This window comes from Halomicrobium sp. HM KBTZ05 (genome assembly GCF_041530035.1).
Classification (GTDB): domain Archaea; phylum Halobacteriota; class Halobacteria; order Halobacteriales; family Haloarculaceae; genus Halomicrobium.
Window position 1 is genome coordinate 2,692,634 of the sequence record NZ_CP168057.1, and the last position, 23,615, is coordinate 2,716,248.

A 23,615-nucleotide genomic window follows, 5' to 3' on the forward strand; every position below is an offset into this window, starting at 1 on the left:
CAGTTCCGCGGACGGGCCAGCTACTTCGGGAGGACGAACTGTGACGATCGAACCGGACTTTCTGGACGAACTCGGACAGTTCACCGCCGCGCTGAACCGCCAGACGACCTCGATTCGACAGGGCGACCAGCAGTCGCCGCGGGTCGGTGACGGCCTCACCTTCAGCGATTACCGCCGCTACTCGCCGGGGGACGACACGCGACGGATCGACTGGAAGCTGTTCGCCCGGACCGAGGAGTACTTCATCAAACAGTACGAGGAAGAGCGGAGCCTGACCGTCCACCTGCTCGTCGACACGAGCGCGTCGATGGACTACGGGGAAGCGTCGAGCCACAAGTTCGAGTACGCCGCCAAGCTCGCGCTCGGGTTCGCCTACCTGACCGCGGCAGAGAACAACGACTTCCAGTTCTGTACGTTCCGTGACCGGGTGGACCGTATCGACACCGGCCAGTCGAACCGGGGGGAGCTCCTCTCTCTCATCGACCAGTTGAACGAGTCGACGCTCGCCGGGCGAGCCGCGTTCGAGTCGTCGCTCGCGGCCTACGCCGAGCGCATCCGCTCGCGGTCGCTCGTCGTCGTGTTCAGCGACTGTCTGACCGAGCCCGAGGAGCTGGAAGCCGGTATCGCCGCACTCGCACGCAACGACGCCGACGTGCTACTGGTCCGCGTCGTCGCCCCGGAAGAACGGGACCCGGGCGTCGTCGGTGACGTGCTGTTTGCCGACCCCGAGAGCGACGAGACGCGTCGGTCGTACTTCAGCGGCTCGCTCGCCGAGACCTACCGGTCGCGTCTCGACGCCCACGTCGACTCGGTATCGAACCGCGTCACGGCACTGGGTGGGGACCACGTGTTGGTCGAGACAGGCGAGGAGTACTTCGACTCGTTCGCGAGCGTGTGGCTACAGTAGCCAGAGAGCGGTCGCGTCGACTCATACTACCGGCTGTACATCTGTGAACGATTTCGCCACCCCGGGGTGGCGAAGCTCTTCACGAAGTGACAGCCGGCAGTATCACGTGTGTGGACGCGTGTCGACGGTGTCAGTCGCCACGGACGAGGCGGAGCCCGCCACCGACGGCGATCACGACGCCGCCGAGGAGCGACACGACGACCCCGAGTCCGGCCCCGTCGAGTCCGGCCACGAGAGCGATCCAGTGGCCCGCGACCAGCGTCGCGACCAGTCCACCCGCGAGTGCCACCCGGCCGGCGGTCGCCGAACCGCGCATAACGGCGACCGTCGCCAGGACGGCGAAGGCCGCGAGCACCGCGACGAAGCCGTTGGCTCCGAGACCGACCGTCGTCCCCGCGGCGGTGACCTCCCAGGGGAGGAGCGCACCGACGACGACGGCGGCGACGCCGAGGACGGTCAGTGTCTCGGGTGCTGGGAAGGCGTCGCTCACGATCCCAGCCACCTCGGTCGAGTCGGCACGTCGAAGCGGTCGGTCACGACCAGCCCCAGCCCCAGCACGGCGGCGATCCCCACCGGGAGCCAGTTGCCGAAGACGGCGTTGATGGCCCCCCAGAGGATGACGAAGCTCACCATGTCGTCGAGCATGAACACGCAGGAGCGTAGTCGCTCGCCCAGCGTCTGCCAGTCGAACCCCCAGTCGAGCAGCAGGACCGCCACCGTCGCCGAGAGGATCCACCCCTCGTAGTTCGAGCGGGGCACGCCGTAGTAGCTCCCGCCGCCGTACTCCCAGAAGCCGAGCGCGACCGCGCCGGGGTCGAGCACCAGATCGATCGCCAGCACGGTCGCGATCACGGCCGGCAGGCGGAGCCACGGGTTCGTCGCTCGCTGTCCGAGCAACAGCGTACACAGCAGGTAGCTGTTGACCACCAGCGGGACGAAGAAGATCGGCAGTCCCAGGGGCACCTCGCCGGCCAGCATGGGACCCAGCGAGACGCCGTAGGCGAACTCGCCGTAGGGCCAGCCGGTCGCGATACCGACGAACTCGATCGCGTAGGCGTAGGCCGTCAGCGACACGAGCGCGAGTCCCGCCCTGCGGTCGACGAGGGGCGCGAGTCCGGCCCCCAGCGGGAGCCGCATGACCAGCGTCCCCAGCAGGATCAACAGGGGATGAAAGACGAGCACATCGGGCAGCCACGGCGGCCGGAGCGCGCTGGCGGTCAGCAAGATCGCCCCGGTGACCGGGAAGACGACGGCGATCGTGAAGCGATTCTCCAGCACCAGCTCGTCGAGGCGGTCCAGCGCCCGCTCGCGGGTCGGCGTCGCCAGCAGGTCATCCATGCAACATCACCCACAGACCGACGAGCGTGAACGACATGCCCACCAGCGTGTTGATCGCGGGGTACCACCAGTAGGCTCGATGCACGTCGACGCCGGCCAGCGTGATCCCGAAGATCAGGACGGGGTAGAGCCCGAGCAACACGCCAAAGACCGGGTGGACGAGACCGAACGTGGCCGCCGCGGCGACCCAGCAGGCACCACAGTAGTAGTAGGTGCGGCGCTGGCCGAGCCACGTCGCGGTCGTCCGGATCCCGGCCTCCCGGTCGGGTTCGATGTCGGGGATCGCGGAGAAGGTGTGCATCCCCATCGACCAGAGCCACGCGCCGACGACCGCGAGCGTCGGCGGCAGCGCGCCCTCGATCGTGGTGTAGGCGATCACCGCCGGCAGGATGTACAGCCCGTTCGACAGCGAGTCGAGCAGCGGCGTCGTCTTGAAGCGTGCCGGCGGGGCGCTGTACTCGACCGAGAGGACGGCCCACGCGGCGAAGACGACCAGCGCGACGGTCGGCAGGAAGGGGACGAACGCCAGCGCGGCCAGACCCGACAGCGCGATGGCCGCGAGGACGACCGGATCGCGCTGGAAGCGCACCTCTTTGCCCTCCTCGTCGTCTTTCTTCGGGTTGTACTCGTCGACGTCGGCGTCGAAGGCGTCGTTGACGCCGTAGAGGAAGACGTTCGCGGGGACCAGAAAGTACGCGAACAGCGCGACGGCGATCGGTGCGAACAACTGGGCAGAGGAGTCGGCGGCGTAGGTCACGCCGATGATGACCGGCCCCGCGAGGTAGAGCCAGAAGCGCGGCCGCGAGAGCCAGAGGAGATATCCCAGGCGCGACTCCTCGGAGGGGAGCAGGGTCGCCAGCCGGTCGCTGAGAGCGGCGCTCATGGTGGCACTCAATCGGTGAGCCCTCTTAGCGCTGGTCCTCGATCAGTTCGTTGGCCGTGTGTTCACCGCTGATCAGACACATCGGGACGCCGACGCCGGGTCGAGTGAAAGAGCCGGTGAAGTACAGCCCGTCGACGGCCGACGAACGGATCGGCGGGCGCAACAGCGAGGTCTGACGCAGCGTGTGTGCGAGTCCGAGTGCCGTCCCCTCGGTCGCGTTGTACCGGTCGGCGAAATCGGAGACGGCAAAGCCCTCCTCGAAGACGATCCGGTCCCGGAGGTCGACGCCGGTGTTCTCGGCGATGTCGGCGAGGATCTGCTCGCGGTACTCGGCCCGGATCTCGTCGCCGTCGTGGAGGTCCGGGGCGATCGGCACCAGCACGAAGAGGTTCGAGTGACCCTCGGGTGCAACGGTGTCGTCGGTCTTCGAGGGGACACACAGGTAGTAGGCGGGATCGTCGGGCCAGCGCGGGCGGTCGAAGATCGCGTCGAAGTGGTCCGACCAGTCCGTCGGGAACACGAGCGTGTGGTGTTCGAGCGGTTCCACGTCGCCCTCGACGCCCAGATACATGAGGTAGGCAGACGGGGCCAGCGTCCGGTCGTCCCAGTAGTCGTCCTCGTACTGGCTCTCGTGGTCGGGCAGGAGTTCGCGCTCGGCGTGACCGTAGTCGGCGTTGACGACGGTCTCGTCGGGCCGATACACGTCGCCGTCGACCGTCTCGACGTGGAAGCTGTCGCGTCGCTTCGTGATCTCGTCGACCTCGCTGTCGGTGACGTACTCGACGCCGAGTTCGCGGCCCAGTTCGACGAAGGCGTCGACCACGACGCCGATCCCGCCCTCGCCGTCGTCGCCGACGGGGTAGTAGACGCCGAGGTTGAAGTCGACGTGGCTCATGATGTTGTACAGCGCCGGCGTGTTCTTCGGCGAGCCACCGAGGAAGACCAGCGTGTACTGGACGATCTGCTTGAGTTTGGGGTGCTCGAAGTAGTCCGAGACGTGGCCATGCATCGACCCGATCAGGGAGAGCCCGATCGGGGCAGCCCGCATGACGCTCGGGTCGACCCAGTCTCGCAGGCGCGGCCGATCCGTGTAGACGAAGTCCTCCATCGCCGTCTCGTAGTGCTCCTGACTGGTCGCGAGGTAGTCGTCGAAGGCCTCGGCCGCGCCGGGTTCGTACGCCTCGAACTTCGACCGCATGGCCTCGAGGTCGCCGTTGACGTCGAGCTGGTCACCGTCCTTGAAGAAGATGCGGTAGTGTGGATCGAGCCGTTCGAGATCGTAGTAGTCGCCGGGCTCGCGGTCGAAGTGGGCGAAGAAGCGCTCGAACACGTCGGGCATCAGGTACCACGACGGCCCCATGTCGAACCGGAAGCCCTCGGCCTCCAGTCGGCTGGCACGCCCGCCCAGCTGTTCGTTCTTTTCGAGCAGTGTCACGTCGGCACCGGCGTCGGCGAGGAAACAGGCGGCAGAGAGCCCGCCGACGCCGCCACCGACCACGACGATCTCGTCACCGGACAGATCACTCATTACGCGAACGAAAGACGGCGTCGGTGTTAAATTGCGGCCCAAACCTGTAGGGGCTTGGGTCGGCGAGCCGGGACCACCGGTCGACCGGTGACCGACGGAGTTATTAACGAAGGTATTTGTGTTATTAACATGGCTGCAAACGAAGCGTCAGAGTTCACAACGATCGGGGATCGATTCTCGCTTCCCGGCATCGCGGGCGTCGTCGCGCTGGTGGTGCTCTCGCCCCTGGCTGTCGCGCTGGACGCGGAGAAGGTCCTGGTCATCGCGTGGGTCGCGTTCGCGGCGATGGCCGTCGGCGCGTGGTTCGGCGGTCGAAGTGACACCACCAACGCCTACCGCCTCGTCTGGGGGTACGGACTGGCCAGCGGTGCGATGGTCACGAGCGCCGCGATGTTCCTGCTCCCCCAGGCGATGGGGCTGGGACAAGGGGCCGGCTCCGCACGGCTGGGCGGGATCGGCGTCGCCGCCGGCATCGCCGTCGGCTACAGCTCGCACACGATCAGTCACCGGCTGACCCACGTCGAGACCTCCTTCGACGTGACCACCCTGGAGATCACGGCTCACGCGCTGTCGGCCGGCCTGATCATCGGCCTCGTCTACGCCTCGATGCCCGACCCCGGCTACCTGCTCGGGCTCGCGATCGTCTCCCACAAAGGCCCCGCCGGCTACGCCGCCGCCCGGCGACTCGCCCGCGCCGACAAGTCGACGACGGCGCTGTTGCTCCCCGCGGCGGGCGTCGGACTGACGGCGATCCCCATGGCACTGCTGTCCGTTCCGGACGCACCGGCAGTCAAGGCGATCGTCTTCGGCTTCGCCGCCGGAATCTTCCTCCACATCGCGATGGACTTCCTCCCGAAGTGCGAGGCCGGCAGCGAGATCGACGAGGTCGTCCAGCTACAGGAAGGCGCACACCACCTGCTGGACGAACTCCGGACCCACGCCGTCGCCTCGACGATCGTCGGCGTCGTCGCGGTCGTGGCCGCGTGGGGACTGGTCTAACCGTCGCCCGCCGATTCACCGTTACGGGCGTCGGTCACTGCGACAGTCACAGCGACCGCGCCACTCCCGCCGCTGATACGACCGGCTGTACATCTGTGAACGATTTCGCCACCCCGCGGTGGCGAAGCTCTTCACGAAGTGACAGCCGGCAGTATGAGAAGCACACGTTCACAGCTCCCGGTAGGTCTCGGGGTCGTCCAGCTCCCAGAGCAACTCCGGTAAGAATCCGTCGAGGTGCTCGATCACCCGGCGCTCGGAGACGTTCAGCCCCTCGCAGTGCTCGTGGGCGGTGTCGCGGATCGAGACGTGCATGTCCCCGCCCTCGCGGGCGGTCGCGTCACCCTCCTCGACGGTGACGTGGAGCGGGAACACCGAACAGCGGGCGGGCTTCCAGTCGTGTTCGTCGTGCAGCGCACAGAGCCCGTCCTCGCGCAGGAAAAAGCAGGCCTGGCCCTGTTCGTCGACGTGGTCCTCGCGGTCTTTGTGCTCCTGGCGGACGAAGTCCTGCCCGCGGAACTGGGTCGTCGACTCGTTGAGGTTCTCCCGGGCGGCCAGCTCCATGAGGTCCTTCTCGTACAGGAGGACCCCGTGGTGACAGCACCACGTACACTCCTCGACGCACTCGAAGGTCAGCGCGGGGTCGAAGTCGATCACGGCCTCCTTGCCGGGGTAGACCTCGACTGTCGTGGGCTGGGTCGACACTGCCAGCTCTTGGCGGCCGGCGAGCAAAAGGGCGACGGCTCAGGACGATGGGGGCACGCCCTCGCGGACGCGCGCCCCGGACACGACGATCCGCGAGCCCTCGCCCGTCCGCTCCAGGGCCACCTCCCAGCCCTGGACTCGCACCAGCGTTCGCACTTTCGGCAGCGTGAGCCCGGTCTTCGTGTCGGTCAACCCACCCGAGTACTCGAACAGCTCGTCGTCGGCCAGTTCCTCGGGCGGGACCCAGTCGGTCTCGACGGCGAACCCGTCCGGTCGGATCGCGACGCGGACGTCCGTGCCGCCGTTGTGCGAGAGGAACTGGAAGATGCTGACGAACAGTTCGTGGAGCCGCGTGCGATCGGCCTCGATGGTCGTCGCTGGCGGAACGTCGACAGCGACCTCCGCCTGCTGGGCCGCGTTGCGAGCGTCGGCGACGACGTCGTCCAGACGGATCGGTTCCAGTTCGTCGACAGTCTGGCCGTGGCGAGCCAGCGTCGACAGTCCGTCGACGACGGTCTCCATCTCGCGGGCGCGCCGCGAGACCGTCGACAGCGTCTCGCGAGCCTGTCCGACGTTGCCCGCTTCCAGTGCCGTACCCGCCGCCGAGACCTGGCCGCCGACGACCTGCAGCGAGTTGAGCAGTTCGTGTCTGATGCCCGCAGAGAAGTCCTCCAGCTGTTCGTTGTGGCGTTCGAGCTCCTGGCGCTGGCGCTCCAGTCTGGTCACGTCGACGAACACGAGCATCCGGCAGATGTTCGACTGGACGCTGGTCAGCGGACTCGCGTTGACCAGAAAGTACTGCGTCTCCTCGCCCTCGACGGCGACGATCTCCTGGCCCGAGAGGTCCTGATCCATCGGAAGCGCCGCCGTGACCGACTGACCGCGCGTCCCCGACAGCGTCGGAAAGAGCCGGGCCGCGGCATCGTTGTACTCTCTGATCCGGTCGTCCTCGTCGAGGAAGACGACCGGCTCGGGGATGTTGCCGGTCAACTGGACCGCGAGGAACCGGTCGCGAGCGACGAACAACACGCCGACGGCGAAGGCGGCGACCCCCAGGGGCGCGTAGATGATGTCGATCAGCGCCGTCGACTCGAAGGCCACCAGATCCAGCGCGATCGGCAGCGCCGTCAGCGCGGTCAGCCCGCCCAGCGACCGCGTGTCGTACCCCGCGTTGGCGAAGGCCTCGAACAGCATGAACAGGCCGACGGCCGCGAGGACGTACGCCAGCCCGGTCGCCAGCCAGTGGACCGTCCCGTGCTGGATCGCGAGATGCGTGAACGGCTCCTGCACGATTCGAGCCGTGAAGTACCGTTCGTGGAGGGGATTGGTGAGTTTGATCCCCACGACGAAGGCGTACAGCCCGAGCCCGACGAGTTGCGTCGACCGGCTCTCGTGGTAGGTCCGGTCGGTGTAGGCCGAGCAGAAGTACAGCCACGCGAAGACCGTCCCGAAGCCGACGACGAGGCCGACGGTGTACCACGCCTCCTTGAGCGTCGTCGTGGGACTGTAGATGATGCCCAGATACGTCAGCGCCCACAGTCCCGAGGTGAGCAACAGTCCGATCAGTCCGTGCCGGGTATCTCGATCGTCGACGGTCCGCGCTCTGGCGATACTCCCGAGACAGGCGAGTGCAGCAACCAGGAAGAAAACGCCGTAGACAGCCTGCATCGAGAACCCCAGTAGTGCTGACATTCGGTCGTTCGGTGCTAGTCTGCTTGCGGATAAATAGCCGCGGTCCCAATATCAGGAACTAATAACTGCCGGCCGAGGTGGTCGTCTGGGACGTGTGTCGCCGCGATCCGTCGCGTCGGGAGCACCGCGAAACAGCGCCAGCCGACAGATCAGTTGTACTCGCGCCAGCGGTTCCCACAGTCCTGGCACTTGAAAAAGCGCGTCGGCGGCTCGTCGGCCGAGCCGGTCTGTTTGATCGTGTACCAGGCCTTGCCGTGGCCACAGTCCGCGCAGGTCACGTCCTCGGCAGTCGGCTTGCCCTCGAAGTTCGCGCCCTCCTCGGTCTCGATCACGTCGTCGTCGCTCTGTGCGGCGGTGCTCACGAACTCGGCGGCCCGGTCGGCGTCCTTCTGGACGCGACTGCCACAGGACTTGCAGACCATCTCGTCGCCGTCCGCGTGCATCATCGAACCGCAGTCGTCGCAGAACTGCATTGTACCGCCTCAGTTCTCGCTTCGAACGGATATAGACTCGTATTCGGTGCCGTGACCCCGGTGCTTTTTGCGATCGAAAATGAGGAGCGCACATGGTAACCAGACGGTCGCTCGTCGCGACGCTCGGTCTCTCCGCCTTGGCTGGCTGTTCGAAGCTGGCAAAGACGGGTGCGAAGGTGGGCGACGACGCCGCAGAAGCCGCACAGACGGAGACGGCGACCGAGACGCCCGTCGAGGGGATCGACATGGACGACCTCGGGACGGTCTCCGATGAGAGGGACGCGTCGATGGAGATCGTCGCCGTCGACCACACCGAACCCCGCATCGTCTCGTCTGACCACGTCCCGGACGCGTCTGGTGCCGACACCTTCGAACTCACGCTCCAGAACACCGGCGTCGCGGGGGACATCCGGGTGACGATGTGGTGGCTCCCGGAGGGAACGTCGGCGGACGAAGACGAGATACCCGACTCGCGACTCGAGCGTATCGCCGCCGGCTTCCGCGAGCACCGACAGAAGACCGTGTTCTTCGACGCCGACGAACGCCGGACGGTCGAAGTGACCGGCGAGCCACCCAGCGACGCCGACGGCTACTACTTCACGGCCGACATCGCGACCCGAACCGTCCGGATACGGAACGACGGGTCCCCGGGAGAGGTCACCGTACGCCTCCAGTCGAGAGCAGCGGAACGGACGACGTTCGACGAGAAGACGGTGTTCGTCGGCGAGGGGCGCGAAAAGATCGTCGAGTTCGCAGCCCACTACCCGAACATCGGCGACGAGTGGGAGTTCGTCCTCGAAACGCCCGGCGAAGAGGACTGACCGGGCGCAGCTGGACGGGAGAGCGCCGTCCCGATGAGGCTCTCACCCGCGTGGTTCGTCCAGTGTCACGATCCGATCGGCCCACTCGCGCAGTGCCGCCAGTGCGGTCCGTTCGCGTCTCGACACGGGATCGTCGGTGCCGAGTTCGTCGCTCTCGAAGGCGTTGGCGACGACCAGCTGGGCCGTCTCGCAGTACTCACACAGCGGTCCGATGTCGCCGTCGGCCTGGAACGGGATGGTGGCGTCGTTGACGAACACCGCCGCCGGATCGTCGGGAGCGTCCGCGAGCAGCGCTCTGGCGCGGTCGGCGTTGTCCCGGGCCAGCGCCAGCGCCGCCTCGTCGTCGGCCCCCTCCGAGCGCGGTGCGTGTGCGTCGAGAGGGCGGTAGTCGACCGCCGCCGGAAGCGCCGTCACGCGGTCGAGGCGACCGCCCAGAATCCGGCCGTCGCGTTCGACCTCGGGGGCGAAATCGAGTGCGACGACGCCGTCTGTGCCGTGCTCAGAACACCACTGCTCCAGCAGCTCCCCGGTCGCCGTCGTCTTGCCGACGTTGGCGGGTCCGACGATCAGGGTCCGCCCGGTCTCGACTGCCATCAGGCCAGCAGTTCCTCGCGGACGTACTTGCCCCCGAGGACGAGCGTCGCCAGCGCGATCGCCGCGCCGAACGCCACGACGAACCCGGAGAGCGGGCCGACGCCGGCAGCCACCTGTTCGCGGACGAAGTTCGCCGCGAGCACGCCGGTGACGGCAAGCAGCGCGACGCCGCCGAGGTTGGTCGCCGTCGAGTTCTGTCGCGAGACCGTGTCGGTGTTGAGCAGGTAGAGGACGATCGCGATCGCGAAGGGCGTCCCGAGCGTGCCGACCGCCAGGATCAACACCAGCTGTCCGAGCACGTTGCCGGGGATGAAAGCGCCGGGGATCGACAGCAGCGCGACAGCGACCAGCAGCGCCCGGTAGCGGGCGTCGCTCACGTCGGTGTCCCAGTCGAACTTGTCGGCGATCAGGAAGGGCGGGACGATCGTGTTCGCGCCGAGCGTCGAGACGGCCGCGCCGGCCAGGCCGACGAGGAAGAGCCACTGGGCGCTGTCCCCCGCGATCGGACCGAGCGCCTGTGCCGCGCCGATCGTCGTCAGATCCGTCGACGTGAGGACGCTCGCGGCGACCAGGAAGATCGCCAGGCTGTACAGCCCGAAGACGAGCAGCATCGACGCGCCGATGTCGAACGTCGCCAGGTCGCCGTCTCGCTCGGTCCACCCGCGGGCCCGCATCGTGTAGGAGTGCATCGTGATGAGCGTGATGTGGACGGCCCCGCCGACGATGCCGGCCGCCATCACCGCGCTTCCGGCGGGCAGGGACGGAACGAGTCCGGCCGCGGCCGCACCGGCGTCGATCGGGACGACGAACAGCGAGGCGACGAAGGCCAGGACCACCAGCGACACCAGCACCTTCGCAGCGAGTTCGAGGAAGCGATAGCCCCGCCCGGCCAGTCCGACGGCGAGGACGAGCCCCCAGATTACGCCCCAGATGCCGGCGTCGATCCCGGTCATCGTCGCCGAAACCCCGGCGACGGTCTTCATGATCACCAGCTGTGCGACACCGGAGGCCAGTACCGCGTCGGCCACGAGCAGCCACGCCCAGCTCTCACCGAGCGCGTCCTCGACGACGGCGACGATGCCACGCTCGGTCAGCAGGCCCAGTCGCATCGCCAGGAACTGCGAGAGCGCGCCCGCCCCCGCAGAGACGATCACGACCCACAGCAGCGTGTAGCCGAAGCCGGCCCCCGCCGACAGCAGGCTCCCCATCGTCGCCGGGCCGGCGGCGATCGCACCGGCGACCCAGGCCGGACCCATCTCGTCGATGTACGAACGGACTGTCCCACGCCCGAATCCCGACAGTTCGGTCGTCTCGTTGCTCATTGCCACCACCTACACGTACCGACGTAAAAGTCTGCTGAACCCAGTTGTACCATCGAGTGGTGTACGGTCGGCCGGACGGCGACGATACGCCGTCACGTACTGCCGGCTGTAAATCTGTGAATAATTTCGCGACCCCGTGGTCGCGGATCGCTTGCAACAGTGACAGCCGGCGGTATCAGTCCCGGGCTAGCAGCCCGACCTCGGCCGCGACGGTGTAACACTCGTAGCAGAACACGGCAGCGACGGCGAGGAGTGCCCCCCACAGGATGACGGCGAAGGCCGTCGCACCGATGACGGCCATCAGTCACCCACCTCCGGGCGTTCCCCCGCGGCGTCGTCGAGTGATCTGATCTCCTCGCCCAGCCGGTCGTGGTCGTACGTCGGGGCCGACAGCCGGGCGGCGACGACCGTCAGGAGCGACGAGACGACGACCGCGCCGCCGAAGGCCAGCAGGTACAGTGGGTCGGGGGCCGGCAGGAGACCGCCCACGACCGGGATCGAACGGACGAGTCCGCTGAAGTCGGGGAAGAAGGTCAGCCCGACCGCGAGACCGCCGAGGCTACTGGCCAGCGCGCCGAACCCCGTGAGTCGCTCGGAGAACAGGCCATAGACCAGCGGCACCGCGACGGCGGCACCCAGCAGGTCGGCGAGGAAGAAGAGTCGGAGGACGCTCCGGGCTCGCAGGCTGACGTAGACGGCTCCGACGGCCACGCCGACAGTGAGCAGGCGGGCACCCAGCCGCAGCGTCCGGTCGTCCGGATCGTCGAGCAGGCGAGGCAGGTCCGCGGTGACCACGCTCGCCAGCGCGTTGAACAGCGAGTCGACCGAACTCATCACGAGCAACAGCGCGAGCAGGACGACCGCGAGCACGAGCCACTCGGGGAAGGCCGACTCCAAGAGGACGAAGAAGGCCACGTCGGCGTTGTACCCGGAGCTGGTCACGTCCGTCACCACGTCGGCGTTGCCGGCCGCGACCAGACCGAACAGGGCCGCGAGGAAGATGATCGCACCGTTTGTGAGACTGGCGATCTTGAAGCTGTGACCGACGGTGGCGTCGTCTTCGGCCGCGTAGATCCGCTGCCACCAGGTCTGATTGATGAGTTCCGCCCCGAAGATAGCGAACGACAGCGCGAGTCCGAAGGTGAGGCCGGGGACGTAGCCCGGATCGAGCAGCGACGGGTTCGTCGCGACGACGTTGGCGTGGATCGTCCCCGCTCCGCCCAGCGCCCACACCGCACCGCCCAGCGCGAGCACCAGCAGCGGGAGCACCAGCAGGGCCTGCACGGTGTCGGTCAGGATCGAGGCCCGGAGTCCGCCGTAGCTCGTGTACAGCAGGACGAACCCGCCGACCAGCACTGCGGTCTGCCACTGCGGGACGCCGGCCACCAGCGAGAGTGCGCTGGCGATGCCCGTGAGTTCGGCTGCCACGAACACGAACATGTAGAGTCCGCTCACCAGCAGAACGAACGCGTACATCGCCGAGCCGTAGCGGGCGTGGGCGTACTCGGTCAGCGAGTGGCCGTCGGGGACGAGCGCTCGGAGCCGCGGCCCGATCTTCGCGTAGGCCAGCATCGGGACGGCCTCGCCGATGGCGTAGCCGACGACGGCGGCGATCCCGAAGCTCGCGCCCGCTTCCGGTGCCGACAGCAGGATCCAGACGCCCATCACGGAGGCGACCAGCGTCGCAGTCATGCGGCCGCGGCCGGCCGAGCCGCGGGCGGTCAGCAAGTCCTCGACGCTCCCGACCGATCCGCGGGAGAACCACAGGCCGACGGCGGTAAAGCAGACCAGCGTCGCGACGGTCAGCCCGAGCGCGAGCGTCGTCGTCACCACTGCCGATCACCGCCGTCCGTCACCGCTGCCGGTCGCTCGTCGGCCATCGCCGCGTCGAAGAAGGCCACCTCCAGTTCGACGGTCCGCTCGAACAGCCGGGCGAGTCGCCCCTGGCGGGCCGGTGGGGCCGCCGCTCCCGCTCGATCCAGTTCGCGCCGCAGCCACGCGACGGTCTCGTCGAACGCGGGATTGTCGTGGAGAGCGATCCACTCGGCGAGGTAGAACCGGTCCGGAGCGGCGTTCTCGCGGCCGGCCCACTCGCGATAGATCCACTCTGCGGGGACGAGGACGGCCAGCGTCTCCGCGTAGCCGCCCTCGCGGGCCGCCCGGCCCAGCAGGTCCTGGAAGGCCCGCGTAGTCGGGGTCAGGTCGGGATCGGTGCGCTCGCCTTCGGACACGTCGAGTGCGTCGAACGAGCGCTCGAAGTAGTCGTTCTCCTCGTCGGTCAGCGTCCCGAGGAAGTCGGCGAGTCGACGCTTGGCCGCCATCGACGGCGCGTCGCCCAGCGCGTGCCCGATCGCGCCCACCAGCGAATCGAGGAAGGCGTAGTCCTGGACGAGATAGCGCCGGACGGCCGCGTCCTCGATGGTTCCGTCGCGGAGCCGCGCCGTGAAGGGATGCTCGACGGCGGCGGTCCAGTCGGGCTCGGCCCGCTGGCGGCACCAGTCCGTGAAACGAGCCGCGTCCCGTTCGTCGGCATAGACGGCGAAGTCCTCGGGGACGGTGTCGCTCATACGTCCCACCCCTCCTGTCGCCAGGCGGCGTCCCAGAAGCGGTACTCGAACCGGGCCGACGTTCGGAACAGGTCGCGGTAGCGGTCGCGCTCGCGCTCGCCGGCCCGTGCCCACACGTCGTCCATGCACTCTTTGCACCACTCTGTCAGTTCGGTGAACTCCTCGCCCGCGTAGGTGTCGATCCACTCGGCGTAGCGCTCGTCGTCGGGCCGCCCCCGCTGGGCCAGTCGTTTGCCGGTGACGTTGAACCCCCACATACAGGGTAGCAGTGCGGCGACGAGGTCCCCGAAGGTGCCCGTCGCGGCCGTCCGAACGAGAAAGTCGGTGTAGGCCCGGGTCGTCGGCGACGGTTCGGTCGCTTCGAGTTCCGCCTCGCTGATGCCGAACTCGGCGGCGTACGCCCGGTGGAGATCCATCTCTGTGTTGATCGTCTCGTCGAGCAGTTCCGCGAAGGTGCCCATCCGGTCGAGGGTCGGTGCCGTCGCCGCCCCGTGGGCGAACACCCGCGCGTAGTCGATCAGGTAGCGATAGTCCTGCCGGACCCAGTAGCGAAACGGCTCCTCGTCGAGCGTGCCCGCACCGAGTCGTCGCACCATCGGGTGGTCGAGGATCGCCTCCCAGATCGGCTCGCCGATCGTCGCCAGTTCGTCGGTCCCCGTCATGCGTATGTCTCCTCGGTTCGCGGTCTTATAATCTACCGATATTAGCCAGTTATTCCAGGCGACCCCACACGACTTTTGTCGGGGTGGATCGAACCCCGGGTATGTCGCTGGTCTTGCCGAGCGAGATCGTCGTCGAGGAGGTCCTCCCGCAGGTCCGTACGATGCTCGCACGCGAACTCGCCGACGAGGGATTGACACAGCAGGCCGTCGCCGACCACCTCGGCGTGACCCAGGCCGCGGTGAGTACGTATCTAGACGGCGACCTCGACCGAACGGGACCAGTCGCGGGCGATCCCCGGACACAGGCGACCGTCGAGGAGATCGCCGCCGGGCTGGCGAGTGGATCGATGGACGGCTACGACGCGCTGGCCGAGTTGCTGGACCTGATCGCCGCGTTCGAGGATCGCGGCCCGATCTGTACGCTCCACGAGGACGCGATGCCGGCCCTGCAGGGACTTGGCTGTGACCTCTGTGTCCGCGGCGACGATCCCGCACTGGCGACCGAACGCGAGACGCTGGCGACCGTCCGGCGAGCCGCCCGGCTCCTGTCGACGGCCGACGGGATGGCGGCGGCGATCCCCAACGTCGGCACGAACGTCGGGACGGCACTCCCCGAGGCGACTGACCTGACCGACGTGGCGGCGATTCCGGGCCGCATCCACGCGATGCGGGGCCGGGTCGAGGTCCCCTCCGAACCGGAGTTCGGTGCCTCGAGCAACGTCTCGACGGTGATCCTCGCGGCTCGGGCCGTCGATCCGTCGATCGGAGGGGCACTCAACCTCGCGACCGACGACGCGCTGCTTTCGGCCGCTCGCGAACGCGGCATCGAGCCGTTACAGTTCGACGCCGACTACGACGACCGCGCCGAGCGGCTCCGCGAACAGTTCGAGCGACAGGGCGACGTGCCACGGGTCGTCTACCACGAGGGAGCGTTCGGGATCGAGCCGATCACGTACGTGCTCGGCGAGACCGCCGAGTCGGCGGCACAGCTGGCCGTCGAGCTGGTCACCGACGCCGCGTAGATAGGCCGTGGCCGCCCCTCTGTGAACCACCACCGACACCGGCGATCGCTGCGGGGGTCCAGCCTCACTCCAGGTCTTCGCGCTCGGCGACGACCGGGCAGTCGAGTAGCCGGACCCGGTCCATGTCGAGGTACTCGATGATCTCGGCGGTCTCGTGGGTGCAGTGGGCCTCCGGTGGTTCGGAGAAGAACGGACACTGCTCGCAGTAGGCGTGTTTCGACACCTCGGCGTATCGGCTCGCTTCGGGCACCTCGGGCGCTCCATCCTCGTCGATCGACTCCCAGACGGCGTCGGCGTCGATCTCGCCCACGTCGACCTGCTCGAAGGCACTCTCGCCGTCGCCGAAGGGGTCGCCGTCGCGGTCGGGCACGTCCGCGAACGGATCGACCGCCGGGTCCTCCCGGTCGGCCGTCGCCGCGTCGTCGCGGTCGAACGCGGCGAAGGGATCGTCTGCCGGCGTGGATTCGTCACTGCTCTCGCGCGCGCCAGCGGAATCGCCGGGCTCGTCCCCGGAGTCGTCGGAGTCGCCGGCCGTGGCTTCGTCGTCCAACCGCTCGAAGGGATCGCCCTCCCGCTCGATATCGTCGAGCCGTTCGAAGGGATCGTCGTCGCTCACGTCTCGTCACCGGCCTCCAGCTCCGACGCCGTCACGAGCCGCGCTTTCGTCCTGAAGATCCCGCCCTCGGGGCGCACGTCCGAGACCGCAGCGTGACAGTGGGGACACTCCGGGTCGGTCAGCAGTGCGATCTCGACCGACTCGCTGCAGTTCTCACAGCGGGCCGTCGTGAGCCCCTCCTGCGCGGCGGCGCGTTTGATCCGGGCGACGGCCCGCTCGTGGCTGTCTTTCCCCTGTGTCTCGTCGCGAAGGTCGCTGACGACCCACGCCACCCGCTTGAGCTTGTCTTCGGCGTCGTCGAGGCGTTCGACCACGTCGTCGAGGCGTTCGTCGGTCTCGTCGACGCGCCCGTCGAGGTCTTCGAGGTCGTCCCGAACGGCCCCCAGATCGGTCTCCACCGTCTCGATCTCGCCGTCGAGTTCGTCGAACCGCTCGAAGGCCTCGTGGGTGTGCTCGGCCGGTGCCTTGGCGTCGGCCTCTTTTTTCACCTGGACGACCCGCTGGCGGACGTCGTCGAGCTTCTCCTGAAACTCCGCGTCGAGTTGCTGGACCTGTGCCCCGACCTCGTCGATCGTCGTCGAGCGCTGTTCGTCGAGTCGGCTCTCGACGGCGTCGGCGATGGTGGGCAGTTCGTCCCCGATCGCCCGCTCGACGGCCGCTGCCAGTCGATCGTCGAGGGTCGACTCGACCGCTCGCTCGACGCGCTCGTCGAGTTCCGCCTCGATCTGGGCCGGAAGCTCGGACTCCAGTCGGTCGGCGACCATCGCCCGCGTCGCCTTCGTCGCCTCGGCGGTGACGGTCTCCTCGACGGTGGCCTGAATCTCCTCGATGGCCGTCTCGTCGAGCGTCTCTGTCGCGTGATAGGTCTCCAGGAGCTGTCTGACGATCGCCGACCGCTCCGTGTCGGTGCGCTCGGCTTGCTGGTCGAGCCACTCGTCGAGCTCGTCGGAGAGATCGACCGAGACAGACTGCTCTTCACGCGACTCACTCGCCATTGTGGACCGGTTTCGGAACCAGACAGTTAAGCGTTTGCCGCCGATTTCAGGCGCTGATAGGCGGATACGACACCCGCTGGCCGCCGTCGCTACCGGATCTTGCGCACGTCACTGATGTCGAAGCCGCTGTCGCCGATCTCGGTCTCGAAACGGACGATGTTCTCGTCTTCGATCTGCGAGAGGACGCCCCGGAACTGCGAGACGACGAGCGTCCGTGCCCGCGTCGAGCCGCCGGACTCCCACTCGAAGCGCATCGCACCGGTCGTCGCGTCGGTCAGCTGGGCGTACCGCGTCGAGGACACTGTCTCGTGGTTCAGGTGGACCAGAATGAGTCCGTTCCAGTGGTTCGCGGCCTTGGTGAGCCCCTGGACGAGGTAGCTGATGTCCGACCACTCCATGTCGTCGCCGATCGCCCCGACGAGATCGGACAGCGAGTCGATGACGACGAGGTTGTTCGGCGCGATCTCGCTGAGCTTGCTTCCCAGTGCCTCTAGCAGCCCCTGGCGCTCGTGACGCTTGCGCAGATCGGTGATGCTCTCGGTGGCGTCGGCGTACCAGTCGCGGGGCACCGGACTGACGTGGAAGTACCGCTCTGTCAGCTCGTGAAACTGGATGGCATCTGCGCCGTTCTCGACGATCTCGTCGTCCATCGCCAGGCGCATCTCGTCGACCAGATCCTCCTTCGAAGCGGTAAACGAGATGTAGTGGACGCCGTCGGGATCGACGGCGTCGGCCGTGGGCGACCCGTAGTAGAGGTCGTACAGCTCGTCGCTGTCGCCGGCCGCGAGCCCGTTGATGAGCGCGCTCGTGTACATGAACTCCCGCGATCCGGCACCGGACTCGCCCGAGACCAGGACGACGCTGCCCCTCGGAGCACCCCCCTTGATGGTGGTGTCGAGCTGGCGAACGCCGAACGGGATGCGGTCCATACCGCCCAGTGACCCGTGGCGTCGCTTAACGCTTCGGCCGCAGTTATCGCGAACGATTATCCGAGGGCGTCAGCCCAGCGTCGGCCCGTCCTCGACCGTCGCGCCCTCGTTGCGTGGGCTGGCGACCAGTACGTCGGCGTCGACCGAGAGGTCGCTCAGGGCCATCTCGACGCCCGTCCTGGCTGCCTCCACGTCGCCACGCGTCGTCAGCCCCCACACCGCCGGTCCCCACGAGGACTGGCCGGCACCGGCGATGGTCGGCTGCTGGGCCAGTCGCTCGACGATCCGGCCGGCCGGCGGGCGGTAGACCCCTCCCTGTTCGTCGGCGTACCAGGCTCCGTTGAGCCGTCCGACTCGGGCTGCGGCGGTCCCGAACCGCCGGTGGTCACCCTCCGCGGCGGCCGGCAGGAGCGTCCGGGTCAGCGTCGCGGCCACGTCGTCGGCGATACCGGGATCGGCCCGCTCGACGGCCTGGCGCATGTGGCGGTCCTCCTCGGCCCCGCTGGCTCCCGGCTCCGCGTCGGGCACGACCAGTACGAACCGCCAGTCGTCGGGGAGCTCGTGGCGTGCGATCACCGGCGGGACCGTCCAGTCGCCGTTGGCGGGCGGCTCGGAGGTAAAGCGCTCCGTCGGGTGGCCGCCGTCGACGACGAATCCGCCGTCCTCGAAGGCCGCGACGCCGACGCCGCTGCGCCCCCCGCGGCCGAGGTCGGGGGCGAGCTCGCGGGGGTCGACCTCCATCTCGTGGGCCCGCGCGACGGCGACGGCTGCCGCCAGCGCGAGCTGTGTCCCGCTGCCGAAGCCGACGTGGCGTGGCAACCGCTCGCGGACCGAGACGCGAGCCCCTTCGACGCCAAGCGTCGCGACCGCTCGCCGGACGTACGATTCGGCCTCGCCGTCGTCGCAGTCGATCTCGTCGGCGGGCTGGGCGTCGAGGACGAGTTGGGGTGCGTCGAGGGCGACCCCCACCCCGCCGTACAACCGTTCGTTGGCCAGCGCGAGGTTCTGGAAGCCGAAGTGGAGTCGCGCCGCCGTCGTCACCGTGACCATACCGCCCCTTTCGGCTCCCGCGAAATGAAGGTGGGGCTCCGGAGCGCGTGAGAAGAACGAACACAGTAGTCCGTGCGCTTAAGGTCCCCCGACGACGACTCGGGAGCATGAGCAAGCAGGAGCGAGAGCCCGACGCAGACGAGGGGAAGGATCCGGACCTCCGGAGTTCGGAGGTCACGGAGGGGACCGATCGAGCCCCGCACCGCGCGATGTTCCGCGCGATGGGGTACGACGACGAAGACCTGTCCTCGCCGATGATCGGCGTCGCCAACCCGGCGGCCGACATCACGCCCTGTAACGTCCACCTGGACGACGTCGCCGAGGCCGCCTACGAGGGCATCGACGAGACCGAGGGGATGCCCATCGAGTTCGGCACGATCACGATTTCGGACGCCATCTCGATGGGGACCGAGGGGATGAAGGCGTCGCTGATCTCCCGGGAAGTGATCGCCGACTCCGTCGAACTCGTCTCCTTCGGCGAGCGCATGGACGGTCTGGTCACCATCGGGGGCTGTGACAAGAACATGCCCGGCATGATGATGGCCTCGATCCGGACGGACCTGCCCAGCGTCTTCCTCTACGGCGGCTCGATCATGCCCGGTGAACACGACGGCCGCGAGATCACCATCCAGAACGTCTTCGAGGGCGTCGGTGCCGTCGCCGACGGCGACATGAGCGAGGACGAACTCGACGAGATGGAACGGCAGGCCTGCCCCGGCGCTGGCTCCTGTGGCGGGATGTTCACCGCCAACACGATGGCGTCGATCTCCGAGACGCTCGGGTTCGCGCCGCTTGGCTCGGCCTCGCCGCCGGCCGAACACGAGTCCCGCTACGAGGAGGCCCGTCGGGCCGGCGAACTCGCCGTCGAGGCCGTCCAGGAGCGTCGCCGTCCCTCCGAGTTCCTCACCCGCGAGTCCTTCGAGAACGCGATCGCCCTGCAGGTCGCCGTCGGCGGCTCGACCAACGCCGTGCTCCACGTGCTCGCGCTCGCGGCCGAAGCGGGCATCGAGCTGGACATCGAGACGTTCAACGAGATCAGCGCCCGCACGCCCAAGATCGCCGACCTCCAGCCCGGCGGCGAGCGCGTGATGAACGACCTCCACGAGGTCGGCGGCGTCCCCGTGGTCCTCGGCGAACTGCTCGACGCCGGCCTGCTCCACGGCGACGCACAGACCGTCACCGGCAACACGATCGGCGAGGAACTGGCGCAGATCGACCCGCCCGCGATCGCGGACCTCGACGTCGACTTCCTCGAAACCGTCGACGATCCGATCCACGAGCGCGGTGCGATCCGGATCCTCTCGGGCAATCTCGCGCCCGACGGCGCTGTCATCAAGATCACCGGCGAGGACCACCTCACCCACGAGGGCCCGGTCCGGGTCTTCGAGGCCGAAGAGGGGGCGATGAAGTACGTCCAGGAGGGCCACGTCGAGTCTGGCGACGTGATCTGCATCCGCAACGAGGGGCCACAGGGCGGCCCCGGCATGCGCGAGATGCTTGGCGTCACGAGCGCCGTCGCCGGCCAGGGCCACGCCGAGGACGTGGCGCTCTTTACCGACGGCCGCTTCTCGGGTGCGACCCGTGGCTTCTCGATCGGCCACGTCGCTCCCGAGGCGTTCGTCGGCGGCCCCATCGCCGCACTGGAGGACGGCGACACCGTCACCATCGACATCGACAACACCGAACTCTCGGTCGACCTGACCGACGAGGAGATCGAGGCCCGCCTCGAAGACCACGACCCCGAACCCAACTACGACAGCGGCGTGCTGGCGAAGTACCACTCTGACTTCGGATCGGCGGCCAACGGTGCGGTGACGAACCCCGGCGCGAAGTGGGACTGATACGGACGGTTGTAAGTCTGTGAAGAATGTCGCGACCACGGGGTCGCAAATATCTCAAAACAGTGACAGCCGGTAGTATAAGTGGTCCCGTCGATGCGGCCGAGATCGATTCGTGCGCACAAGTGATTGCTACACAACAAGTATAGGCCGAGGTCCACGTTCTGCGAGATTGCCACGCGATCCGCTGTAGCGGTAAATTACTCTTCCCGACGACGATAGTTTATCTAAAAGCTTAAATAATCGCCAGAAATTCACCCAGGTGGACATGCGTATCGACCGGACAGCGATAGAGGCGCACGGACGTGAAACGGTGGTCGACAGACGGGAGAGTCGCGTATGAGCACGCCGCTGCAACTCCTTCAGGTCGGGCGGATAATCGACACTGCCCCCGGAGTGGTCGATTGGATCGTGGCGATCGTGCTGCCGATCGTCGCCTACGCGACCGTCGGGCCGAAAGTCGGCGACAGGATCGCAGCCGTCGCGGCGCGCGTCGACCTCGACGAGGCTGTTCTGGAGACGCCGCTGGGTGCGTTCTTCGGCGAGGACGAGGCCATCGCTGACACGCTGGCTGGCCTGACGACGTACCTGCTCACGCTGATCGCACTCGTGATCTCGCTGAGTCTCGTCAACGCCGGCCAGATCGCGAGCTGGGCACAGATCGGTGCCCGGTATCTGGCGTCGCTCCTGGGCAGCGTCCTGATCCTGCTGGCAGGCTTCGTCGTCGCCGGCTACGTCTCGCGCGCGCTCAAGGACAACGACGTGCTCGCCGGCCGCTCGGTCACGCCGCTGGTCGCGCTGGTGGCTCGTGGCGTCGTCTACTTCGTCTCGGTGACGCTGGGGCTGGACGCCATCGGCTACAACACCGTCATCCTCAACACGATGGCCCAGGCGGTCGCGGTCGGTCTCGGCCTCGGCATCGCGCTGGCGGTCGGTATCGGCGTCGGACTGGGGAGCCAGGACTACGTGGCCGACCACATCGCGGAGTGGACGAGCGACTAGGGTTCGAGTAGTTCGATCAGGTTCCCCTCGGGGTCCTCGACGAAGAGGATGGTCGTCCCACTCGCCGTGGTCTGGGGCTCGCTGACCGTCTCGACGCCGTCGTCGAGGTCGGCGTAGAACGCTTCGATGTCGTCGACCTCGAACCCGACGTGTTTCGCGCCGGTGTCGTTGACTGCCTCGGCGGCCGCGTCCTCGCCCGTGGGCTCATAGGTGACTAGTTCCAGCCGGCAGTCACCGGCGTCGAGGTGGGCGAACTGCGCGGCCGCGTCGGGGACGCCGACGCCCGTCTCGAACGCCGCGCCCGAGACCGAAAAGCGGCTCAGCACCTCGAAGTCGAAGGTGTCGCTGTAGAACTCGACGGCGCGGTCCAGATCGGCGACGGTGATACCGACGTGGTGGGTCGCTGGCATAGCCGACCCTGTGGGACCGCCGCGAAAAACCGCTTCGGAGTCGGTCGGCGACGATACCCGAAGGGTTATTTGGGACATCTCTGTACCGTCAAATATGACGCGCGATGCACTCGCGACGGCGAGCGATCTCCTCGCCTCGGCAGCACAGTCCGCAGACAGTGACGACGACGGCCAACGCCTGTCGGAGCTGGCCGACCAGCTCGACCGGCTCTCGACGGCCGACGAAGGGCCGGACCACGGCCGACTGGCCCGCATCCAGAACGCGCTGCACGATCTGGAAGACAGCACCGACGGGGACGCGACGGACGCGATCGTCGAGGCCCACGAACACGTCAAGGAGTACCGCTCGGGCGTCGAGGGCGTCTGATCGGCGAGTCCAACCGCAGTTCGTACGGAGAATCCGCTGATGGCAGCGTATCGTCCCACGCATAGTTTGCTCGTTCGGTGTGCACTGTGCGGAACGCCCGCCTACGAGAGTACTATCGCGACTGCGTTCGAAGCTGCCACGACGCACGCGACCGAGGCGCGGTTTCGCGTCGAAGACGAGACCATTTGTCAGGACGCTCCAGAGGTCGTCGACCACCTTCGCTCGGAGTTCGACAGCTCGTCGGACAACGGAGCCACGGTCTACCGCTCGGCAGACCTCCAGCACGCGACCGAAGTCACACAGCCGTTGCTCAACCTCACGGGGGCTAGTGCGACTGGCGTCCGCGAAGTGTGTCTGACAGTCGACGGCGAACGTTGTCTGCAGTACGTCCCAGAGCACGCGCAATTCACTGTTTCCGATGCCGTCGCGTCCGGTATCGGGACGAGTGTTTCAGAGACGATCTCGGACAAACCAGCGGTTCTCCTGCCGGAAACACCGCTCGCGGAGTGGACGTACCAGGGCGTCTCCTTTAGCGTCGGAACGTCACTGTGCATCGAACGCGAGCGGACTGGGCTCTCGACAGCCAACTGCTATGGGCTGGGTAAGTTAGCCGACGTTACGGCCGCTCCCGAAACACGAACGATCCACCTGCGCTGGGAGTTACACAAGTCCAGTTGGCTCGTCGATATGATCGCTCGGTCGGTGGGTGCCATCGCGTCTGCGATTGGCCCAACCCGTCCGAAAACACTGCACTTCGAGACCGAGACAGACTTTTCGACCGCGAGAGAGTCGCTCGAACGGGTCGTCGACGGCCTCCACGGCGACGACGGATCGTCTGCTCACCAGGTGTAAGAACTGATCGATTCGCCGAGCGCGACGCGCTCAGTTTTCTCGACGG

Annotated in this window: 26 protein-coding genes; 8 read left to right on the forward strand and 18 right to left on the reverse strand. The window is 67.6% G+C overall.

Features of this window, described 5'->3' with window-relative positions:
- Positions 1-40 precede the first annotated feature (40 nt).
- The gene (locus ACAH01_RS13955; RefSeq protein WP_372479606.1) at positions 41-907 is read left to right on the forward strand and encodes a DUF58 domain-containing protein; all 867 of its coding nucleotides are present in this window, start codon (positions 41-43) and stop codon (positions 905-907) included.
- Between the two features lie 130 nt (positions 908-1,037).
- Here the strand turns inward: ACAH01_RS13955 and ACAH01_RS13960 are convergent, their stop codons facing one another.
- The 4 genes from ACAH01_RS13960 to ACAH01_RS13975 are packed head-to-tail and all read right to left on the reverse strand — an operon-like array spanning position 1,038 to position 4,656.
- Positions 1,038-1,397 (reverse strand): hypothetical protein, encoded by a 360-nt coding sequence (locus tag ACAH01_RS13960; protein WP_372479607.1) that lies wholly within the window; start codon positions 1,395-1,397, stop codon positions 1,038-1,040.
- Entirely contained in the window at positions 1,394-2,245 is an 852-nt protein-coding gene (gene cruF, locus ACAH01_RS13965) for a bisanhydrobacterioruberin hydratase (RefSeq protein ID WP_170093502.1), read from the reverse strand. Before cruF ends, ACAH01_RS13960 begins: the two co-directional genes overlap by 4 nt.
- The gene (locus tag ACAH01_RS13970; RefSeq protein ID WP_372479608.1) at positions 2,238-3,128 is read right to left on the reverse strand and encodes a prenyltransferase; all 891 of its coding nucleotides are present in this window, start codon (positions 3,126-3,128) and stop codon (positions 2,238-2,240) included. Before ACAH01_RS13970 ends, cruF begins: the two co-directional genes overlap by 8 nt.
- A 25-nt stretch (positions 3,129-3,153) precedes the next feature.
- Positions 3,154-4,656 (reverse strand): phytoene desaturase family protein, encoded by a 1,503-nt coding sequence (locus ACAH01_RS13975; protein ID WP_372479609.1) that lies wholly within the window; start codon positions 4,654-4,656, stop codon positions 3,154-3,156.
- Between the two features lie 129 nt (positions 4,657-4,785).
- On the opposite strand from ACAH01_RS13975, the gene ACAH01_RS13980 reads away from it, so the two are divergent.
- On the forward strand, positions 4,786-5,655 hold the full coding sequence (locus tag ACAH01_RS13980) for a ZIP family metal transporter (RefSeq protein WP_372479610.1): 870 nt from the start codon (positions 4,786-4,788) through the stop codon (positions 5,653-5,655).
- A 168-nt stretch (positions 5,656-5,823) separates the two neighbouring features.
- On the opposite strand, the gene ACAH01_RS13985 is transcribed toward ACAH01_RS13980, so the two are convergent.
- The 3 genes from ACAH01_RS13985 to ACAH01_RS13995 all read right to left on the reverse strand — a co-directional run bounded on the left by ACAH01_RS13985 (position 5,824) and on the right by ACAH01_RS13995 (position 8,522).
- Positions 5,824-6,357, reverse strand: a complete 534-nt coding sequence (locus tag ACAH01_RS13985; RefSeq protein ID WP_372479611.1) for a YkgJ family cysteine cluster protein — start codon at positions 6,355-6,357, stop codon at positions 5,824-5,826.
- Between the two features lie 39 nt (positions 6,358-6,396).
- On the reverse strand, positions 6,397-8,049 hold the full coding sequence (locus tag ACAH01_RS13990) for a histidine kinase N-terminal 7TM domain-containing protein (protein WP_372479612.1): 1,653 nt from the start codon (positions 8,047-8,049) through the stop codon (positions 6,397-6,399).
- A 149-nt stretch (positions 8,050-8,198) separates the two neighbouring features.
- Complete coding sequence (locus tag ACAH01_RS13995) at positions 8,199-8,522, reverse strand: transcription factor S (RefSeq protein WP_372479613.1); 324 nt, start codon at positions 8,520-8,522, stop codon at positions 8,199-8,201.
- Positions 8,523-8,614: 92 nt separating this feature from the next.
- On the opposite strand from ACAH01_RS13995, the gene ACAH01_RS14000 reads away from it, so the two are divergent.
- Entirely contained in the window at positions 8,615-9,343 is a 729-nt protein-coding gene (locus ACAH01_RS14000) for a hypothetical protein (protein WP_372479614.1), read from the forward strand.
- Between the two features lie 42 nt (positions 9,344-9,385).
- Here the strand turns inward: ACAH01_RS14000 and ACAH01_RS14005 are convergent, their stop codons facing one another.
- The 6 genes from ACAH01_RS14005 to tenA form a co-directional block, all read right to left on the reverse strand.
- Positions 9,386-9,937 carry a hypothetical protein gene (locus ACAH01_RS14005; protein ID WP_372479615.1) on the reverse strand — a complete coding sequence of 184 codons (552 nt, stop codon included), beginning with the start codon at positions 9,935-9,937 and terminating at the stop codon, positions 9,386-9,388.
- Entirely contained in the window at positions 9,937-11,259 is a 1,323-nt protein-coding gene (locus ACAH01_RS14010) for an NRAMP family divalent metal transporter (protein ID WP_170093491.1), read from the reverse strand. The genes ACAH01_RS14005 and ACAH01_RS14010 overlap by 1 nt, the downstream gene beginning before the upstream one ends.
- Before the next feature lie 175 nt (positions 11,260-11,434).
- Positions 11,435-11,560: a hypothetical protein gene (locus ACAH01_RS14015; RefSeq protein WP_277347270.1), complete on the reverse strand. Its 126-nt coding sequence runs from the start codon at positions 11,558-11,560 to the stop codon at positions 11,435-11,437.
- Complete coding sequence (locus ACAH01_RS14020; RefSeq protein ID WP_372479616.1) at positions 11,560-13,092, reverse strand: sodium:proline symporter; 1,533 nt, start codon at positions 13,090-13,092, stop codon at positions 11,560-11,562. The genes ACAH01_RS14015 and ACAH01_RS14020 overlap by 1 nt, the downstream gene beginning before the upstream one ends.
- On the reverse strand, positions 13,086-13,826 hold the full coding sequence (locus tag ACAH01_RS14025) for a TenA family protein (RefSeq protein WP_372479617.1): 741 nt from the start codon (positions 13,824-13,826) through the stop codon (positions 13,086-13,088). Before ACAH01_RS14025 ends, ACAH01_RS14020 begins: the two co-directional genes overlap by 7 nt.
- Positions 13,823-14,488: a thiaminase II gene (gene tenA, locus ACAH01_RS14030; protein ID WP_372479618.1), complete on the reverse strand. Its 666-nt coding sequence runs from the start codon at positions 14,486-14,488 to the stop codon at positions 13,823-13,825. The genes ACAH01_RS14025 and tenA overlap by 4 nt, the downstream gene beginning before the upstream one ends.
- Before the next feature lie 101 nt (positions 14,489-14,589).
- Between tenA and ACAH01_RS14035 the strand changes: the two genes are divergently transcribed.
- Positions 14,590-15,510 carry a thiamine-phosphate synthase family protein gene (locus ACAH01_RS14035; RefSeq protein WP_170093487.1) on the forward strand — a complete coding sequence of 307 codons (921 nt, stop codon included), beginning with the start codon at positions 14,590-14,592 and terminating at the stop codon, positions 15,508-15,510.
- 64 nt (positions 15,511-15,574) lie between these two features.
- On the opposite strand, the gene ACAH01_RS14040 is transcribed toward ACAH01_RS14035, so the two are convergent.
- The 4 genes from ACAH01_RS14040 to ACAH01_RS14055 all read right to left on the reverse strand — a co-directional run bounded on the left by ACAH01_RS14040 (position 15,575) and on the right by ACAH01_RS14055 (position 19,100).
- Positions 15,575-16,126, reverse strand: a complete 552-nt coding sequence (locus ACAH01_RS14040; protein WP_153552486.1) for a hypothetical protein — start codon at positions 16,124-16,126, stop codon at positions 15,575-15,577.
- Positions 16,123-17,121 (reverse strand): ribbon-helix-helix protein, CopG family, encoded by a 999-nt coding sequence (locus tag ACAH01_RS14045; RefSeq protein WP_372479619.1) that lies wholly within the window; start codon positions 17,119-17,121, stop codon positions 16,123-16,125. The genes ACAH01_RS14040 and ACAH01_RS14045 overlap by 4 nt, the downstream gene beginning before the upstream one ends.
- 89 nt (positions 17,122-17,210) lie before the next feature.
- Positions 17,211-18,050: an HTR-like protein gene (locus ACAH01_RS14050; protein ID WP_170093484.1), complete on the reverse strand. Its 840-nt coding sequence runs from the start codon at positions 18,048-18,050 to the stop codon at positions 17,211-17,213.
- Between the two features lie 69 nt (positions 18,051-18,119).
- Positions 18,120-19,100, reverse strand: coding sequence for a beta-ribofuranosylaminobenzene 5'-phosphate synthase family protein (locus tag ACAH01_RS14055; RefSeq protein WP_170093483.1), 981 nt, complete (start codon positions 19,098-19,100; stop codon positions 18,120-18,122).
- A gap of 107 nt (positions 19,101-19,207) precedes the next feature.
- On the opposite strand from ACAH01_RS14055, the gene ilvD reads away from it, so the two are divergent.
- Together ilvD and ACAH01_RS14065 are read left to right on the forward strand one after the other, a co-directional pair.
- The gene (gene ilvD / locus ACAH01_RS14060) at positions 19,208-20,941 is read left to right on the forward strand and encodes a dihydroxy-acid dehydratase (protein ID WP_372479620.1); all 1,734 of its coding nucleotides are present in this window, start codon (positions 19,208-19,210) and stop codon (positions 20,939-20,941) included.
- A gap of 336 nt (positions 20,942-21,277) precedes the next feature.
- On the forward strand, positions 21,278-21,940 hold the full coding sequence (locus ACAH01_RS14065) for a hypothetical protein (RefSeq protein WP_170093481.1): 663 nt from the start codon (positions 21,278-21,280) through the stop codon (positions 21,938-21,940).
- Here ACAH01_RS14065 and ACAH01_RS14070 read toward each other — a convergent pair.
- Positions 21,937-22,350: a VOC family protein gene (locus ACAH01_RS14070; protein WP_170093480.1), complete on the reverse strand. Its 414-nt coding sequence runs from the start codon at positions 22,348-22,350 to the stop codon at positions 21,937-21,939. The two genes, ACAH01_RS14065 and ACAH01_RS14070, sit on opposite strands and share 4 nt — an antisense overlap.
- A 94-nt stretch (positions 22,351-22,444) precedes the next feature.
- On the opposite strand from ACAH01_RS14070, the gene ACAH01_RS14075 reads away from it, so the two are divergent.
- The gene (locus tag ACAH01_RS14075; RefSeq protein ID WP_170093479.1) at positions 22,445-22,717 is read left to right on the forward strand and encodes a hypothetical protein; all 273 of its coding nucleotides are present in this window, start codon (positions 22,445-22,447) and stop codon (positions 22,715-22,717) included.
- A gap of 66 nt (positions 22,718-22,783) precedes the next feature.
- Positions 22,784-23,569, forward strand: coding sequence for a hypothetical protein (locus ACAH01_RS14080; protein WP_372479621.1), 786 nt, complete (start codon positions 22,784-22,786; stop codon positions 23,567-23,569).
- Positions 23,570-23,615 lie beyond the last annotated feature (46 nt).

What these genes read in the sequence shown, in the direction of transcription:
- ACAH01_RS14005 (WP_372479615.1), bottom strand. Translation starts at nt 9,937, where the DNA reads ATGGCAGTCGAGACCGGGCGGACCCTGATCGTCGGACCCGCCAACGTC.
- ACAH01_RS14035 (WP_170093487.1), top strand. Translation starts at nt 14,590, where the DNA reads ATGTCGCTGGTCTTGCCGAGCGAGATCGTCGTCGAGGAGGTCCTCCCG.
- ACAH01_RS14065 (WP_170093481.1), top strand. Translation starts at nt 21,278, where the DNA reads ATGAGCACGCCGCTGCAACTCCTTCAGGTCGGGCGGATAATCGACACT.
- ACAH01_RS13995 (WP_372479613.1), bottom strand. Translation starts at nt 8,522, where the DNA reads ATGCAGTTCTGCGACGACTGCGGTTCGATGATGCACGCGGACGGCGAC.
- ACAH01_RS14015 (WP_277347270.1), bottom strand. Translation starts at nt 11,560, where the DNA reads ATGGCCGTCATCGGTGCGACGGCCTTCGCCGTCATCCTGTGGGGGGCA.
- ACAH01_RS13980 (WP_372479610.1), top strand. Translation starts at nt 4,786, where the DNA reads ATGGCTGCAAACGAAGCGTCAGAGTTCACAACGATCGGGGATCGATTC.
- ACAH01_RS13970 (WP_372479608.1), bottom strand. Translation starts at nt 3,128, where the DNA reads ATGAGCGCCGCTCTCAGCGACCGGCTGGCGACCCTGCTCCCCTCCGAG.
- ACAH01_RS14000 (WP_372479614.1), top strand. Translation starts at nt 8,615, where the DNA reads ATGGTAACCAGACGGTCGCTCGTCGCGACGCTCGGTCTCTCCGCCTTG.
- ACAH01_RS14050 (WP_170093484.1), bottom strand. Translation starts at nt 18,050, where the DNA reads ATGGACCGCATCCCGTTCGGCGTTCGCCAGCTCGACACCACCATCAAG.
- ACAH01_RS13990 (WP_372479612.1), bottom strand. Translation starts at nt 8,049, where the DNA reads ATGTCAGCACTACTGGGGTTCTCGATGCAGGCTGTCTACGGCGTTTTC.
- ACAH01_RS14075 (WP_170093479.1), top strand. Translation starts at nt 22,445, where the DNA reads ATGACGCGCGATGCACTCGCGACGGCGAGCGATCTCCTCGCCTCGGCA.
- cruF (WP_170093502.1), bottom strand. Translation starts at nt 2,245, where the DNA reads ATGGATGACCTGCTGGCGACGCCGACCCGCGAGCGGGCGCTGGACCGC.
- ACAH01_RS14070 (WP_170093480.1), bottom strand. Translation starts at nt 22,350, where the DNA reads ATGCCAGCGACCCACCACGTCGGTATCACCGTCGCCGATCTGGACCGC.
- ACAH01_RS14045 (WP_372479619.1), bottom strand. Translation starts at nt 17,121, where the DNA reads ATGGCGAGTGAGTCGCGTGAAGAGCAGTCTGTCTCGGTCGATCTCTCC.
- ACAH01_RS14025 (WP_372479617.1), bottom strand. Translation starts at nt 13,826, where the DNA reads ATGAGCGACACCGTCCCCGAGGACTTCGCCGTCTATGCCGACGAACGG.
- ilvD (WP_372479620.1), top strand. Translation starts at nt 19,208, where the DNA reads ATGAGCAAGCAGGAGCGAGAGCCCGACGCAGACGAGGGGAAGGATCCG.
- ACAH01_RS14055 (WP_170093483.1), bottom strand. Translation starts at nt 19,100, where the DNA reads ATGGTCACGGTGACGACGGCGGCGCGACTCCACTTCGGCTTCCAGAAC.
- tenA (WP_372479618.1), bottom strand. Translation starts at nt 14,488, where the DNA reads ATGACGGGGACCGACGAACTGGCGACGATCGGCGAGCCGATCTGGGAG.
- ACAH01_RS13975 (WP_372479609.1), bottom strand. Translation starts at nt 4,656, where the DNA reads ATGAGTGATCTGTCCGGTGACGAGATCGTCGTGGTCGGTGGCGGCGTC.
- ACAH01_RS14010 (WP_170093491.1), bottom strand. Translation starts at nt 11,259, where the DNA reads ATGAGCAACGAGACGACCGAACTGTCGGGATTCGGGCGTGGGACAGTC.